A 15,038-nucleotide genomic window follows, 5' to 3' on the forward strand; every position below is an offset into this window, starting at 1 on the left:
GAATACTGGATCGCCCGCCTTCGCGGGCGATGACAGCGAGTGTGTGGCGACAGACACGCCTTCGCGGCCTCGCGGCGCAATCCGCCCGAGCTTTGCTTGGCCACGCCACCCTCCAAAACCAAGAGGGCGCAGGGAAGGCCGGGTGCTGACAACGCACCCGCGGTCTGCTGCGCAATAGGCACACGCAGAAGAACCGCACAGCAGCATACAGGTGGTGCCGATCACTCGGCCTTCCCTGCGCGATGGTCGGACGGCTTATGCCGCGCTCTCCCGGGAGCCGAACTTTCCCTCTGGCCTCCCTCGCCCTCACGGAATTCACCGTCCCTCGCACCGGTTGACGCGAGAGCCGCATCCGCAAGAGCTTGACCGTAGCAACGACGGCCAGGACCACACGGTTTTGCCGTACGCACGGCCCGCCATTTCGCCGCAGTTTTCCCAATGCCGTCGACAGCGCCGGAAACTTACAGACGAGACGAAACCTAGCAGCGCCGTTCGTCCGCGCGCGGCCGCGAGCTCACCGGGGACTACCCTCCCTGCCCGCGCCTCTCGCGCCCGACGCTGCCGCGTCCACCGCAAGCCCGGCTCGCGAACAAGACGACGACGCGATCGCCCCTCAGGATGAGCCGGGATGGACGAGACATACGCCTTTTCCGAAATTCGGTAAAGGGGAATATTTTCGCGGGGAGGGGTTGACGGGGCCGGGAAACAGGGGCGCGGCTCGACTGCTTCGCATTCAGAAAGTGATGACCAGCCTATGTCACCAAGTAGGCATACATAAACATCCTGCGGTCCATCGATCGCGACCTATTCGCTCGTCTGGATAGCCCTGAACAGCCTTCGTGCAGTCTCTTCGGCTCCCTCCGACCATTGCGCCCCAACTCTATCAGCCAAGATGGGCGAATATGCATAAATATCTTCGGGCCTAACATCATGCCAGACTGGCAAAATGACCCGTTTCTTCTCCACGAGCTCGCGCGTGAATATTGAATCGTACTCGACCTTCGTCCAACCACTGTTCTTCAGAAAATTTGGCGTAAGTATCAGCACACACTTCGGGCATTCTCTCAATCCGCGCTCGATCCCCTCCCGCAAGCTATCTCCGACGTGCAGTGAGTACTGATCAAACCAAACTGGGCACATCAATTTTTGCAATTCTAGCGCCAATGGCTCGGCGATGAGTTTCTTATCCCGACTGTCGTGTGAAATAAAAGCAAGCGGCCTCTCGAATTGATTACGATAGTTCATGTACTCGACGCTTCTGAATGCCAGTTTGTGCCCGACTAACGCCGCCTCGCTCGTAAGGCGATCGCGATATTCCGGCTTCACGGGGCGCTCCGAATAAAGATAGATCATACCGGTGAATAGTAAATCCTTGCCATCCGTTGTCTCATTGGAAAAGCCGGCAATCACACCGGTGCGCTTGACAGGCAGATCCAGCAAGTGCGGCACTTCGCGCAGTGCAAACGCTTCCGGAAGCTCAACTTCGAGCATCTCTGGAATGTAGAAGGAGATGTATTGAGCGCGTGCTTCGAAATCGAAGTGAATGCGGGCAGTAATTTGGCCAATCTCTTCTCCGCTCTCGTTTTTGAACGACCATTCTTCGTGCGCGGTCAGATTACTTGCGCCGTCCTTGATGAAGTATTCCTTTAAGGTCGCCACCGATCTCTCTCCTGCCCCGGTTGGACTTGATGAAGGGGATTAGGTCGGGCGAAGTTCGTAGGATGGTAGAGCGAAACGAAACCCATCTATACCACCCGACATAAAGCGTGATGGATTTCGCAAGAGCTCTACCCATCCTAGGCGCCGCGGGATTTGCCCTAGTTAGGGTGCCACCACCCTAAACCAGTCACGCATGGTCTGCCTAATTCGGGCCAGTTCCTCTTCTGGGATCGTACTCATGTGGCAGATGGTATTGCGAAGGTGCACTAAGAGGCGCGCTTCTTGAATAAGGCCTTTGTCGCGGATTAGGTCGTCAAAGCCTTCCTTCCACTTTTCATCGATGACCTTGAGCAGCTGCGGCAAGGTCATGAGAGCGGATTTGTCGCGCGATCCTAGCGACATCCAGCTCTTTACTTCCTCCTTCGCCTCCAGATCTCGAATTTCCTTCTGTACATCACCCGGCACGAGATCAAACCAATTCTGCACGGTGCCTTCTTTTGAGAGCACTTCAACGATCATTTCTCGGAGGTACGCCTCGAATACGAAGAATAGCTTGTAAGGCTCCGAAGCGGCGACCGCGTTCCGCACGCTCTCCGGCACGAGCAACGCAAGATCAACTTCATCGGACAGCGCGAGGGTCTCTTTTGGAACAACGCTCTCGATTTTAGAGATCGTTCGGTCGGCTGTTTTGCCGAGCATCACGAAAAGAGAAGCGGTCGCATCCACCGTCATTGAAACGTCTTCCGGATGGCGTTGAAGATATTCAGGTAGACGTCCTCCGTCGCGCTTGAAGGGAGCACGACTTGGATGTTGTAGTGAAACTCTGTCCGAAGGCCTTTGATTTTGCGACCAGCACTGCTTCCGTGATCGTCGGCCTCCCCGTCGTTATATTCCCTTTCCTTTTCCCGCTTCGGAAACTCCGGGGTCGGTGGGACAAAATCGGCCAACTTAACCACAGCGCCGAATGTCTGCGCGATGCGCTGCGTCATATCTTCATCTGTCCCGGCCACCTGAGCGACCAAGCCTTTCAGCTCCTGCCCAGTGCGCGTGAACGCCTCTTCGTCCGCGTCGAAAAGTGGACCATAGGCCTTCCTTATGCCGTTGCCGATGACGATGCGCCGCTGCTTCTCCGATCCTTTTAGCTTGCTGTATTCTGGCGTGGGCTTGTTCGACCCATCAATGAAACCGAGATTGCGGAGGAAAGGGATGAGGGGGCGATCACCTGTGGCCTTAAGCCCGATAGGTCCCTGGAGAAAAGCGTGCGTAAAACTTTCAGGAATTTTCGCGCTCGCAATCTTATCAAAAAGTGCGGCGACGTTTTTGTAGCTGCTCAAGTACGGCAATTGGACGGCCATAAAAAGTACTCCTCAGCGAATCAGCCAAGGGCAAAATTAGCACTCCCGTTTACTGAGATCGCTTTGAGGGTGCAGTATCCCACTGTTTCACATGCCAACCCACAGCCCTGCATACCGCATCGGGAGGCTCTTGGGTTTCTGTCTCTCTTGGAACGTAGTCAAGTCCTAAGCTCTGCTCGACTAGATGCTACGTGCTTGAAACATTGGTAGCGGGGGAGGGACTCGAACCCCCGACCCCAGGATTATGATTCCCGTGCTCTAACCAGCTGAGCTACCCCGCCACAGGGATCGCGGCGGCAACTGAGGCCGATCTCGCGAACGCGCGGCATATAAGGAAGGGGGCGGGGGTAAGTCAACGCCAAAAGCTTCCGCCTTCGCCGGGCTTCCGCCTTCGCTAAAGCTTCGGCGGACAGGTCGGCGGGACGAGTCGGCGAGGCCATTTCGGCGCCGGATTTTCCCGTTTTGAAGACCAGACTCGCGGAGCGTCCCCTCACCCGGATCGCATCTGCGATACGCTCCGGCCTCTCCCCGGCGGGGAGAGGCGAAGGGAAGCGGCCGCTATTTCGGCCGCACGTTTGGATCGCCGCCGGGGGTGCCGGGGGGCGGAATCACGGGGGTGTTGCTGTCAGTGCTGGGCGCGGGGGCGTGCATGTCGGGGTCGACGCCGGCGGGCGGACAGAGCACGCCGTCGGTCTTGGCGAGCTTGTCGCCGAGCGGTTCCCGGGACTGACCGGTGGTGGTGCCGTCGGGGGTGGTCGCCAGCCGGTCGGATGGGGCACAGCCGGCGGCGCGTTGCGGGGATGGCGGTGCGGTCGCTTGCGGCGGCGTTGCCGGGGCGGGTGGCGCCTGTGCGATCGCGCTGCCGGAGGCGGCGATCAGGAGGCTGGCCAGAATGACGTTCGATGTGGTGCGCATGGGAGGCAAACGCGCGGCTGGGGCGCGATGTTCCCGGGCGCAGTGCGATGTGATCGGGGGTGGGATTTGCGGTGTTTTCCGCGTCGTCGAGCGGAGCGAACTGTCCGCTCGCGGGATATTGCCTGGTGGAAAGAGCCCTCTCCCCGGCCCTTCCCCGCGCGCGAGGGATGGAGCGCAGCGGCTGCTTGGCTGCGCGCTCGACAAAATCGCGCTTACGACTTCACGTAGCGGATCAGGGAGAAATGGCCCATCGGCGGCATGGGGCGGCGCTCGGTGAGGGTGACGCCGCCGTGCCTGGCGGCCCAGTTCACGAGGCGCGCCCAGGGGAATTCCGGGCGCCAGCCGAGGCGGCGGGCGATGGGGGCGAAGGCGAGCTCGAACAGTTTTCGCGGACCCGCCTCGGCGCCGATGTGGTTGACCAGGATCAGCTCGCCGCCGGGCCGAAGCACGCGCACGAACTCGTCGAGCGTGCCCTCGGGATCGGGCACGGCGGTGATGACGTATTGCGCCACCACCGCGTCGAAGAACGCATCGGGGAAAGCGAGGTTCTTCGCGTCCATCACCGAGAGCACTTCGACGTTGGACAGGCGAAGCGTGCGGACGCGCGCCTGCGCCTTGCGCAGCATCGGCTCGGAAATGTCGACGCCGCAGATCTTCGTGGTGCGCGCGTATTCGGACAGCGACAGGCCGGTGCCGACGCCGACGTCGAGCACACGGCCGCCGATGCGGTCGGCCTCGGCGATGGTCGACTGCCGTCCGGCGTCGAACACCTTGCCGAACACGAGATCATAGACCGGCGCCCAGCGGCCATAGGCCTTCTCGACCCCGGCCCGCGAGATGTCTGCTGCCATGCCCCCTGCCCTTACGCTTTTCTAGTGTGTGATGCGTGTTGGTGAAATCGATGCCGGCTCCGCGCTCGGTCTAGCGCCTCTCCCGCTCGCGGGAGAGGTCGACACGCTCGCAAGAGCGTGGCGGGTGAGGGTTCTTTCCTCTCGCGATATATCGCTGGTGGAGAGAGCCCTCTCCCCTACCCTCTCCCGCAGGCGGGAGAGGGGGTGCACCTTCGCTGCGGCTAGGGTGGGGCTCAATCTCATTACGCTCAGCCGCGCACGGCTTCCGCGAGCGGACGCGAGGTGGCTGCGCCAAACTTCGCTGCGGCGCTTTGAATAAAGCCGCCGCCGAGCACGCGGGCCTGGCCGCTGGCTGCGTCGTAGAACACGCAGGCCTGGCCGGGCGAGACGCCCTCCTCGCCGGCGACGAGCTCGACCTCGTAATGGCCATTGCCGCCGCGCAGCCAGGCTGCTTGCGGGCTGCGGGTCGAGCGCACGCGCACGAACATCTCGAGGCCGCCGCCGATGGCGCGATCGATGTCGCCGCCGCCGATCCAGTTGACGTCGCGCAGTGCGATGCGGTGCATCTTCAGCGCATCGCGCGGGCCGACAACGACGCGGCGCTGCGCAGCATCGAGCCGCACCACGAACAGCGGCGAGCCGGAGGCGATGCCGAGACCGCGGCGCTGGCCGACGGTGAAATTGGCGATGCCGTTGTGCCGGCCGAGCACGCGGCCCTCGAGATCGACGATGTCGCCGGGATCCATCGCGTTCGGCCGCAGCCGCGTGATGATGTCGGTGTAGCGCCCCGTCGGCACGAAGCAGATGTCCTGGCTGTCGTGCTTGTCGGCGACCGCAAGGCCGAAGCGGCGCGCGAGCTCGCGCGTCTCGGGCTTGGTCATGTCGCCGAGCGGAAAGCGCAGGAAGTCGAGCTGTGACTGCGTGGTCGCGAACAGGAAATAGCTCTGGTCGCGGTCGGCGTCGGCCGCGCAGACCAGCGCGCGCGAGCCGTCGCCCTGACGGCGCGAGGCGACGTAATGTCCGGTGGCGAGCGCCTGGGCGCCGAGCTCGCGGGCGGTCTTCAGGAGGTCGCGGAACTTGACGCTGCGGTTGCACTCGATGCAGGGCACCGGCGTCTCGCCGAGCGCGTAGGAATCCGCAAAATTGTCGATGACGGACTCGCGAAAGCGGTCCTCGTAGTCGAGCACGTAATGGGGAATGCCGAGCTTGGCCGCGACGTCGCGGGCGTCGTGGATGTCCTGGCCGGCGCAGCAGGCGCCCTTGCGGTGGGTCGCCGCGCCATGATCGTAGAGCTGCAGCGTGATGCCGACGACGTCATAGCCCTCCGCCTTGAGCAGCGCAGCCGTGGTCGAGGAATCGACGCCGCCCGACATGGCGACGACGACCCTGGTGTCCTCGGGACGGCCTTCGAGATCCAGACTGTTGAGCATGGGCCCTAAAGCGTTGTGACGGCGGCGGAGCGCGATCCGCGGATTGCTGTGCCTTCTCGCGGGATGGCGGCGATCTCCCGGAACTCTGGTTCCCGAAGAGCACGGCTGCCCAAGTCGAAAGCGGCTGAGAGTGACCTCTTTAATATAGGCGGCCTTCCGGTGAAGCAATCACGCGGGCAGCCGCTTAGGGCAATTCTTGCCGGGGCGGCAGAAATGCCGGGGTCGCGGCGATCCGTCCGCCGGCTGCCATGAAAAGATAAACGATTGAATTTGTTGAACAAATCTGCACGGAGAGGTGCTGGCCCGCTCCTTGCTACCCCTTGTCCGAGATTGCTTCCAAGGGGTTGCCAGTGGTTGGTCGTACGTCAGATGTCGTGGCAAGCGTGCAGATCCCGAGCGCGCAGCAGAAGCCTGTGCGCTCGCAAGGCGGGAAGGACAGCTCGGCGAACGACTCCTTCGGCTCGCTGGTTGACAGCAACAACCAGGCGATCAGCAACAATACGCAGGCGCAGGACACCGCGCCGCGCCGGAACGAGCCGTCCTCGACCGCGTCCGAGCGGAATGCCCGCGACACCTCGTCCACGGACAAGCCTTCGCAGGGCAAGGCGAGCGACGACACCGACGCGCCTGCGCCCGCGAAGAACGACAAGAGCGAGGCGAGCAGCGATCCGGCCGAGGATAGCGGCAAGGTCAAGGAGTCCAAGGACAAGTCCGAGACGTCGGAGACCAAATCGTCGGACAAATCCGACGAGACCAAGGGCGATGAAGCCAGCGGCACGGACGTTGCCACCGCCGCCGCCGATGCGGCCGCCACCGCGCCTGTCGATGCAACGCAGGCTGCCCTCGCCGATCCCGCCGTCATCGTTGCCGCTCCCGTCGTGCCGGTTGATCCGAACGCGGCTGCGAGCCAGGCCGGCGATGCCGCCGTCCCGCCGCTGGCGATCGCCGCGGCAGGTCTTGCCGCCAGCGCCTCCACCGCGGCGCAGATCGCGGGCACCAAGACCGATACCGCCACGACCGGCGACAAGAACGCCAAGGCCGCAGGCGCCGAGGTCGATGCCGACACCACGGCGGCGCTCGGCGAGGCCGCAACCGGCACGGGCGAAACCGCCACGACCGAGGCGAAAGCCAATGGCGGGCTGATCGCCGCCGTCAGCCAGGGCACGCCGAAAACCGCGTTCAAGGACGCCGTCGCGGCGCAGGCCGAGACCGACATCTCCAATATCGGCCAGGACAGCGGCAACGCGAACGCTGCCGCGGTAACGGCCAGTGGCACCCATGCGCAAGGCCTCAAGCCCCAGGGCGAGAGCGGAGCGACCGAGGCCAAGGCAGCTGCCGTCGAGCGCGCCGCCGATCCGGCACAGGGCGCGCCGGCCGCGGCCGCGCATACGGGCACGCAGGCCGCAACTGCCCCCTCCGACACCAGCGCGCAGGCCGCCTCCGCCGTGCAGGCGCCGCTGACCCATACGACCTCGGCCGCCACCGCATCCACCGCGACGCTCACCGCGACCGCGGCGACCCACGCGGCCGTTCCGGTCAGCGGCATCCCGATCGAGATCGCGGCCGCGATTCGCGCCGGCAAGTCCCGGTTCGACATCAGCCTCGACCCGGCCGAGCTCGGCAAGATCGACGTCCGCATCAATATCGACCGCAACGGCAACGTCACCTCGCATCTGACGGTGGAGAAGCCGGAGACGCTGCAGATGCTGCGCCAGGACGCGCCGCAATTGCAGCGCGCACTCGACGATGCCGGCTTCAAGACCGGCGGCAACGGGCTGTCCTTCAGCCTGCGCGACCAGAATTCATCGGGCCAGAATTCCGGCCAGAACAACGACAATGGCGGCAACGCCCGCCGGCTGATCATCAGCGAGGACGAAACCGTCGCTGCCGCGCCCGTCGGACGCGGCTACGGCCGCATGCTCGCGTCGAGCAGCGGCGTCGACATCAGAGTGTGAGGAGTATCGAGACATGACCACCACGAATGCCGCGACCGCCCCCTCCGTCGTCTCCGGGACGACCGACCTGCCGAAATCCTCCTCGTCCAATACGCTGAGCTCGACCACGGGGTCGACGCTCGCCGGCAACTTCCAGACCTTCCTGACCCTGCTGACGACGCAGCTGCAGAACCAGAACCCGCTGGATCCGCTCGACACCAACCAGTTCACCCAGCAGCTGGTGCAGTTCGCCGGCGTCGAGCAGCAGCTCAAGACCAACGATTCGCTGGCCCAGCTCGTCAGCCTGCAGCAGACCACGCAGGCGACCCAGGCGCTGGGCTTCGTCGGCAAGACCGCCCTGGTCGACGGATCGACCGCGAGCATGACCAACTCCACGGCTGTCTGGCATCTCAACGTGCCGACCGACTCCACGGTCGAGATCTCCATCGCCAATTCGAGCGGCCAGACCGTGTTCAACGGCAAGTACACCGCCGCCGCCGGCAACGACATCCCGTTCACCTGGAACGGCATGGGCAATGACGGCACGCAATGGCCCGACGGCAAGTACACGATCTCGGCCACGGGCAAGGACGTCGCGAACAACAATGTCGGCATCGCCGCGCAGGTGCAGGGCGTGGTGTCGTCGGTCGACCTGACCCAGTCGCCGCCGCTGCTCACCATCGACGGCGCCAGCTACACGCTGAGCCAGGTCAAGAGCATCATCGCGACGAGCAGCAATTGATAGCGGAACACCGCAGCAACAAACTCCGGTGTCATCCCCGCCTAGTGCGCAATTGCGCGCGGGGGCGGGGATCCACAGCCACAGGGAGTGGTTGCAGCGCATACTGGTAACCCCGAGTCGTCGTCAAACCCCTTCCTGGGGTTATGGATCCCGGGCTCGCGCTCCGCGCGCCCCGGGATGACAAAGAGAGGGCCTCCGCAATGCGACCGCAGGCTCCATTCGTTAGTAAAGTATTTACGAACTCCGCCTCGGCCCGCCCGGATGTCACCGTCGCGCCGGCCGAGACGGGCCTGTTCCGGCAAGATTCAAGGAGAATTGTATTGAAGCCTTAGGCTTAGCGGATTTTTAAGCCGCGGGGGTTACGGTTACGGCGTGAGTTCAGTGGTTGAGAGTTTGTGAGTACGCCATGACAGAACCCCATCGCCCGAGGGTAAAATACGTCATCGGGCCGGACGGCAGTCCGTTGACGATCGCGGATCTGCCTGCACCCGGCACCAAACGCTGGGTCATCCGCCGCAAGGCCGAAGTCGTCGCCGCTGTTCGTGGTGGACTTCTCTCCCTCGAGGAGGCCTGCAGCCGTTATACCCTGACGGTCGACGAATTCCTCTCCTGGCAGTTTTCCATCGACCAGCACGGTCTGGCGGGCCTTCGCACCACCCGCATCCAGCAATATCGCCAGTAAGCGATCCGGAAATCTGCGGTGTTTGACGAAAATCGGCCTCGCTTTGCGAGGCCGTTTTTCTTCATGATGCACTTTTGTCCGACCTCTTAACCTTCGTTAACCATATCGAAACCATCACCTAGGCAATAATTGCCCACTCGGCCTTTCCAGTGAAAGCGGCCGAAGCTGTGGGGCGGTTGCTTGCAAGGGCTTGCGGACTTTCTGAAGAGTATCGGCGCCGCCCGGTTCGGGGCGATGATCGCGGTCACCGCCGCGCTCATCGGCTTCTTTGCCTTCGTCATCATGCGCGTCACCACGCCGCAGATGACGACGCTGTTCACGGACCTGTCCGTCGAAGATTCCTCGAGCATCATCAAGGACCTGGAACGCCAGGGCATCCAGTTCGAGATCCGCAACGAGGGCTCCATCATCATGGTGCCCAAGGACAAGGTCACGCGTCTGCGGATGAAGCTCGCCGAGGGCGGGCTGCCCAAGGGCGGCGGCGTCGGCTACGAGGTGTTCGACAAGTCGGACGCGCTCGGCACCACCTCCTTCGTCCAGAACATCAATCATCTGCGCGCGCTCGAGGGCGAGCTCGCCCGCACCATCCGCGCCATCGACCGCATCCAGGCCGCCCGCGTCCACCTGGTGCTGCCCGAGCGCCCGCTGTTCGCGCGCGAGGCGCCGGAGCCGTCGGCCTCGATCGTGGTGCGCGTCCGCGGCGCGCTGGAGGCGCCGCAGATCCGCGCCATCCGCCACCTCGTCGCCTCCGCCGTCAACGGGCTGAAGCCGCAGCGGGTCTCGATCGTCGACGAGGCCGGCCAGTTGCTCGCCGATGGCGCCGCGACCGACCCGGAGCAGGCGGTCGGCGAGGAGCGCCGCATCGCCTTCGAGAAGCGGATGCGCAAGCAGGTCGAGGACATCGTGTCCTCCGTGGTCGGATCCGGCCGCGCCCGCGTGCAGCTCGCCGCCGATTTCGACTTCAACAAGGTCACCCAGACCTCGGACAAGTTCGACCCCGAGGGCCGCGTGCTGCGCTCGAGCCAGACCCGCGAAGAGCAGAGCATGACCGCCGACAACAACGGCCAGGTCACCGTCAACAACGAACTGCCCGGCAACCAGCAGAACAACGGCGCCACGGCCAAGGACCAGAGCAAGAAGTCCGAAGAAACCAACAATTACGAGATCTCCCGCACCACCAAGACCGAGGTGACCGAGGCCGGCCGGGTCAACCGCATCTCGGTCGCGGTGCTGGTCGACGGCATCTACAGCAAGAACGAAAAGGGCGAGCTCGCCTACCAGGACCGCACCAAGGATCAGCTCGACCGCATCGCCGCCCTGGTGCGCTCGGCGATCGGCTTCGACCAGAAGCGCGGCGACCAGGTCGAGGTCGTCAATCTGCGCTTCGCCGACGCCCCCTCCACCGCTCCGATCGGCGAGCCCTCAGGCTTTCTCGGCATGCTCCAGTTCACCAAGGACGACGTCATGTACTTCGTCGAGCTCGGCGTGATGATGCTGCTCGGCCTCGTCGTGCTGTTCCTGGTGATCCGCCCGCTGGTCAAGCGCATCCTCGCCTCCGACGAGGTCGCGGCCGCGATCTCCGGCGTGCTGACCGGCCCCGCCGCTTCGGAAGAGGCGCCGTCCGCCAGCCAGCCGCTGCTGCCGAGCGGCGCCGCCAGCGCGATCGACGTCGCCACCGTCCAGGGCCAGGTCCATGCCCAGTCCGTTCATCGCGTCGGCGAGCTCGCCGAACGCAACCCCAACGAAACAGTCGCGATCATCCGTCAATGGCTGACCGAGCCTGCGAAGTAACGAGCAACTCCGCCAAGCAACTCCGCCAAGCGAATCAAGAAGTGATCTGAAATGGCCGCCTCCATCCAAAACGCCAACTCCAACGACATCACCAGCGTGATCTCCACGCTGGGCCAGCGCGCCGGCAGCCGCGTGGGCAAGTCCGAAGCGCTGGCCGGGCCCAAGCGCGCTGCGATTCTGATGCTCGCGCTGGGCGAGCAGTATGGCGGCAAGATCTGGGGCCTGCTCGACGACGACGAGGTGCGCCAGCTCTCGCTGGAGATGTCGACGCTCGGCACCGTCGAGGTCGAGACCGTCGAGGACATGCTGCTCGAATTCGTCTCGCGCATGTCGGCTTCGGGGGCGCTGATGGGCAATTTCGACGCCACCGAGCGGCTGCTGCAGCAATACCTGCCGCCGGAGCGGGTCAACGGCATCATGGACGAGATCCGCGGCCCGGCGGGACGCAACATGTGGGAAAAGCTCTCCAACGTGCAGGAAGAGGTGCTCGCAAACTATCTCAAGAACGAATACCCGCAGACCATCGCCGTGGTGCTGTCGAAGCTGAAATCGGAGCACGCCGCGCGCGTGCTCGGCATCCTGCCCGAGGAGCTCGCGCTCGACGTCGTCAACCGCATGCTGAAGATGGAGGCGGTGCAGAAGGAGGTGATCGAGAGCGTGGAGAAGACGCTGCGCACCGAATTCATGTCCAACCTGTCGCAGACCCGCCGCCGCGACGCCCACGAGGTCATGGCGGAAATCTTCAACAACTTCGACCGCCAGACCGAAACCCGCTTCATCACCTCGCTGGAAGAGGACAACCGCGAATCGGCCGAGCGCATCAAGGCGCTGATGTTCACCTTCGACGACCTCGTGAAGCTCGACTCGGGCTCCGCGCAGACCCTGATGCGCAACGTCGACAAGGACAAGCTCGGCGTTGCGCTCAAGAGCGCCAACGAGGACGTCCGCAACTTCTTCTTCGGCAACATGTCCTCGCGTGCGGCCAAGATGCTCCAGGACGACATGGCGGCGATGGGCCCGGTGCGCCTGCGCGACGTCGACGAGGCCCAGGCCCTGCTGGTCAATCTCGCCAAGGACCTCGCCGCCAAGGGCGAGATCATGCTGACCAAGAACCGCGCCGACGACGAGCTGGTGTACTGATGGCCGCTCCGGCAAAATTCCTGTTCGATACCGACTTCGCGGCGCCGGAGCGGTCGACGCGCGAGAAGGCCGCGACCGCGGCCGAGATCGCCCAGAAGGTCGCGGAAGCCGAGGCGCGCGCCTATCAGGACGGATTTGCCGCCGGCCAGCGCGAGGCCAAGGCCGAAAGCGACCGCCGCATTGCGCTTGCCATGGAAGAGATCAACATCGCGATCCGGGGCGTCGCCTCCGGCATCGGCAACATCGAGACCCGGATGGAGACCGAGGCGGTCGAGGTCGCGGTCGCAGTGGCGAAGAAGCTGTGCGCCGACCTCGTCGCCGCCGAGCCTCTCGGCGAGGTCGTCGCGCTGGTCAAGGACTGTTTCTCGCATCTGGTCGCAACGCCGCATCTCGTCGTCCGCGTCAACGATGCGCTCTACGAGGCCGCGCGCGAGAAGATCGAGCGGCTGGCCAGGCAGAGCGGCTTCGAGGGCCGGCTGGTGATCCTGGCCGAGCCGGAGATTGCCACCGGCGACTGCCGGATCGAATGGGCCGATGGCGGCGTCGTGCTGGAGCGCGGCGCCATCGCCGCCAAGATCGACGAAATGGTCGGACGCTACATCGCGTCCCGCAGGGGGAATTAAGCCATGAGCGACACCGACGGACAGGTCCCGCTGCCCGATCTCAACGGCCCGATGCCGCCCACCGGCACCGACGTCGGCTACAACGAGGACGAATACGCAGCGCGTGCCGCGGCCGACCTCGAAGCCGTGTTCGACGTTCCCGTTCAGGTCTCGGCCGTGCTCGGCCGCTCCAAGATGGACGTCGGCGAGCTCCTCAAGCTCGGTCCCGGCACCGTGCTCGAGCTCGACCGTCGCGTCGGCGAAGCCATCGACATCTACGTCAACAACAAGCTGGTCGCCCGCGGCGAGGTCGTCCTGGTCGAGGACAAGCTCGGCGTGACCATGACGGAAATCATCAAGGCCGAACGCGGCTGACACGACAACGCAAGGACATGACGCGCGGCAGCGCGAACAGACGGACAGGAGACTGACATGCGGCTTCTCATCGTTGGCACATTGAAGGGCCAGCTCACCACCGCCACCAAGATCGCGATGGAGAACGGCGCCACCGTGACTCATGCCGAGGATCACGAGCAGGCGATGCGCGTGCTGCGCGGCGGCAAGGGCGCCGACCTCCTGCTGGTGGACGTCGCCCTCGACATCCGCGACCTCGTGCTGCGGCTGGAGGCCGAGCACATCCACGCCCCGATCGTCGCCTGCGGCATCACCAACGACGCCCGCGCCGCGGTCGCCGCGATCCATGCCGGCGCCAAGGAATACATCCCGCTGCCGCCGGATCCGGAACTGATCGCTGCGGTGCTCGCCGCCGTCGCCAACGATTCCCGCGAGCTGGTCTATCGCGACGACGCGATGGCCAGGGTGATCAAGCTGGCCCAGCAGATCGCCGGCTCCGACGCCTCGGTGATGATCACCGGCGAATCCGGCACCGGCAAGGAAGTGCTGGCCCGCTACGTCCACACCCGCTCGGCTCGCGCCAAGCGCCCGTTCATTTCGATCAATTGCGCCGCGATCCCCGAGCACCTCCTGGAGTCCGAGCTGTTCGGCCACGAAAAGGGCGCGTTCACCGGCGCGGTCGCGCGCCGCATCGGCAAGTTCGAGGAGGCGACCGGCGGCACGCTGCTGCTCGACGAAATCTCGGAGATGGACGTCCGCCTGCAATCGAAATTGCTGCGCGCCATCCAGGAGCGCGTGATCGACCGCGTCGGCGGCACCAAGCCCGTGCCGGTAGACATCCGCATCATCGCGACCTCCAACCGCAATCTCGCTGACGCAGTGCGCGAAGGCACCTTCCGCGAGGACCTGCTGTTCCGCCTCAACGTCGTCAATCTGAAGATCCCACCGTTGCGCGAGCGTCCCGCCGACATCCTGGAGCTCGCCCAGCATTTCGTAAAGAAATATGCCGAGGCCAACGGCGTGCCGCTGCGCCCGATCTCGGCGGATGCCCGCCGCGTGCTCTCCGCCAACCGCTGGCAGGGCAACGTCCGCGAGCTGGAGAACACCATGCATCGCGCGGTGCTGATGGCGCAGGGCGACGAGATCGGCGCTGACGCTATCATCACGCCGGACGGCGACCGCCTCGACCTTGCGAGGACGCCGCCGGCAGTGGCGCATGCCACCATGGCCGCCGAGCAGGTAACGCGCGCGCTGGTCGGCCGCACTGTCGCCGACGTCGAGCGCGACCTGATCCTGGAGACGCTGAAGCACTGCCTCGGCAACCGGACCCATGCCGCCAACATCCTCGGAATCTCGATCCGCACGCTGCGCAACAAGCTCAACGAATATGCCGATGGCGGCATACCGATCCCGCCCGCCGGCACGCCCGGCGAATATCCGCGGATGCCGATGGTGGGGGCGTAACAGCTCCCAGGCTGGTTGCGATTGCGAATGCCCGGGCCTGTCCCGGGCATTTTCGTTTGGCGTACACCAATACTCGCCCCGTCATCCTGAGGTGCGAAGCGCGCGATGCGAACGCATCG

The 15,038-nt window shown here is 64.4% G+C and carries 14 protein-coding genes and 1 tRNA gene; 8 read left to right on the plus strand and 7 right to left on the minus strand.

The features are described 5' to 3' along the window. Positions 1-804 precede the first annotated feature (804 nt). The 7 genes from AC3WLX_RS15875 to mnmA all read right to left on the minus strand — a co-directional run bounded on the left by AC3WLX_RS15875 (position 805) and on the right by mnmA (position 6,210). Entirely contained in the window at positions 805-1,659 is an 855-nt protein-coding gene (locus AC3WLX_RS15875) for a toll/interleukin-1 receptor domain-containing protein (protein ID WP_492336648.1), read from the minus strand. A 162-nt stretch (positions 1,660-1,821) separates the two neighbouring features. Next, positions 1,822-2,391: a Swt1 family HEPN domain-containing protein gene (locus AC3WLX_RS15880; RefSeq protein WP_492336649.1), complete on the minus strand. Its 570-nt coding sequence runs from the start codon at positions 2,389-2,391 to the stop codon at positions 1,822-1,824. Then, complete coding sequence (locus AC3WLX_RS15885) at positions 2,388-3,014, minus strand: DUF5343 domain-containing protein (RefSeq protein ID WP_492336650.1); 627 nt, start codon at positions 3,012-3,014, stop codon at positions 2,388-2,390. Before AC3WLX_RS15885 ends, AC3WLX_RS15880 begins: the two co-directional genes overlap by 4 nt. 204 nt (positions 3,015-3,218) lie before the next feature. After that, positions 3,219-3,295: transfer RNA gene (locus tag AC3WLX_RS15890), tRNA-Met, on the minus strand. A gap of 277 nt (positions 3,296-3,572) precedes the next feature. After that, positions 3,573-3,929 carry a hypothetical protein gene (locus AC3WLX_RS15895; RefSeq protein WP_492336651.1) on the minus strand — a complete coding sequence of 119 codons (357 nt, stop codon included), beginning with the start codon at positions 3,927-3,929 and terminating at the stop codon, positions 3,573-3,575. Positions 3,930-4,141: 212 nt separating this feature from the next. Then, complete coding sequence (locus AC3WLX_RS15900) at positions 4,142-4,780, minus strand: class I SAM-dependent methyltransferase (RefSeq protein ID WP_492336652.1); 639 nt, start codon at positions 4,778-4,780, stop codon at positions 4,142-4,144. A 248-nt stretch (positions 4,781-5,028) separates the two neighbouring features. Then, positions 5,029-6,210: a tRNA 2-thiouridine(34) synthase MnmA gene (mnmA, locus tag AC3WLX_RS15905; protein WP_492336653.1), complete on the minus strand. Its 1,182-nt coding sequence runs from the start codon at positions 6,208-6,210 to the stop codon at positions 5,029-5,031. A 350-nt stretch (positions 6,211-6,560) separates the two neighbouring features. On the opposite strand from mnmA, the gene AC3WLX_RS15910 reads away from it, so the two are divergent. From AC3WLX_RS15910 to flbD, 8 genes are all read left to right on the plus strand, one after another. Then, entirely contained in the window at positions 6,561-8,165 is a 1,605-nt protein-coding gene (locus tag AC3WLX_RS15910) for a flagellar hook-length control protein FliK (protein WP_492336654.1), read from the plus strand. Positions 8,166-8,178: 13 nt separating this feature from the next. Then, positions 8,179-8,886 carry a flagellar hook assembly protein FlgD gene (locus AC3WLX_RS15915; RefSeq protein WP_291628464.1) on the plus strand — a complete coding sequence of 236 codons (708 nt, stop codon included), beginning with the start codon at positions 8,179-8,181 and terminating at the stop codon, positions 8,884-8,886. A gap of 406 nt (positions 8,887-9,292) precedes the next feature. Beyond that, the gene (gene sciP, locus AC3WLX_RS15920; protein WP_002714638.1) at positions 9,293-9,568 is read left to right on the plus strand and encodes a CtrA inhibitor SciP; all 276 of its coding nucleotides are present in this window, start codon (positions 9,293-9,295) and stop codon (positions 9,566-9,568) included. 180 nt (positions 9,569-9,748) lie between these two features. Then, positions 9,749-11,359, plus strand: a complete 1,611-nt coding sequence (gene fliF, locus AC3WLX_RS15925; protein WP_492336655.1) for a flagellar basal-body MS-ring/collar protein FliF — start codon at positions 9,749-9,751, stop codon at positions 11,357-11,359. Between the two features lie 51 nt (positions 11,360-11,410). Further along, positions 11,411-12,499 (plus strand): flagellar motor switch protein FliG, encoded by a 1,089-nt coding sequence (fliG, locus tag AC3WLX_RS15930; protein ID WP_492336656.1) that lies wholly within the window; start codon positions 11,411-11,413, stop codon positions 12,497-12,499. Next, positions 12,499-13,122, plus strand: a complete 624-nt coding sequence (locus tag AC3WLX_RS15935) for a FliH/SctL family protein (RefSeq protein WP_291628469.1) — start codon at positions 12,499-12,501, stop codon at positions 13,120-13,122. Before fliG ends, AC3WLX_RS15935 begins: the two co-directional genes overlap by 1 nt. 3 nt (positions 13,123-13,125) lie before the next feature. Further along, the gene (gene fliN / locus AC3WLX_RS15940) at positions 13,126-13,476 is read left to right on the plus strand and encodes a flagellar motor switch protein FliN (RefSeq protein WP_057027996.1); all 351 of its coding nucleotides are present in this window, start codon (positions 13,126-13,128) and stop codon (positions 13,474-13,476) included. A 57-nt stretch (positions 13,477-13,533) separates the two neighbouring features. Further along, positions 13,534-14,919, plus strand: a complete 1,386-nt coding sequence (gene flbD, locus AC3WLX_RS15945; protein WP_492336657.1) for a sigma-54-dependent transcriptional regulator FlbD — start codon at positions 13,534-13,536, stop codon at positions 14,917-14,919. Positions 14,920-15,038: the final 119 nt, after the last annotated feature.

Source organism: Bradyrhizobium sp. FW305-F6 (assembly GCF_058782905.1).

Bases quoted from the DNA above. Each gene is read 5' to 3' on its own strand.
- AC3WLX_RS15880 (WP_492336649.1), bottom strand. From the start codon at position 2,391: ATGACGGTGGATGCGACCGCTTCTCTTTTCGTGATGCTCGGCAAAACA.
- AC3WLX_RS15885 (WP_492336650.1), bottom strand. From the start codon at position 3,014: ATGGCCGTCCAATTGCCGTACTTGAGCAGCTACAAAAACGTCGCCGCA.
- AC3WLX_RS15895 (WP_492336651.1), bottom strand. From the start codon at position 3,929: ATGCGCACCACATCGAACGTCATTCTGGCCAGCCTCCTGATCGCCGCC.
- AC3WLX_RS15900 (WP_492336652.1), bottom strand. From the start codon at position 4,780: ATGGCAGCAGACATCTCGCGGGCCGGGGTCGAGAAGGCCTATGGCCGC.
- mnmA (WP_492336653.1), bottom strand. From the start codon at position 6,210: ATGCTCAACAGTCTGGATCTCGAAGGCCGTCCCGAGGACACCAGGGTC.
- AC3WLX_RS15915 (WP_291628464.1), top strand. From the start codon at position 8,179: ATGACCACCACGAATGCCGCGACCGCCCCCTCCGTCGTCTCCGGGACG.
- sciP (WP_002714638.1), top strand. From the start codon at position 9,293: ATGACAGAACCCCATCGCCCGAGGGTAAAATACGTCATCGGGCCGGAC.
- fliG (WP_492336656.1), top strand. From the start codon at position 11,411: ATGGCCGCCTCCATCCAAAACGCCAACTCCAACGACATCACCAGCGTG.
- AC3WLX_RS15935 (WP_291628469.1), top strand. From the start codon at position 12,499: ATGGCCGCTCCGGCAAAATTCCTGTTCGATACCGACTTCGCGGCGCCG.
- fliN (WP_057027996.1), top strand. From the start codon at position 13,126: ATGAGCGACACCGACGGACAGGTCCCGCTGCCCGATCTCAACGGCCCG.
- flbD (WP_492336657.1), top strand. From the start codon at position 13,534: ATGCGGCTTCTCATCGTTGGCACATTGAAGGGCCAGCTCACCACCGCC.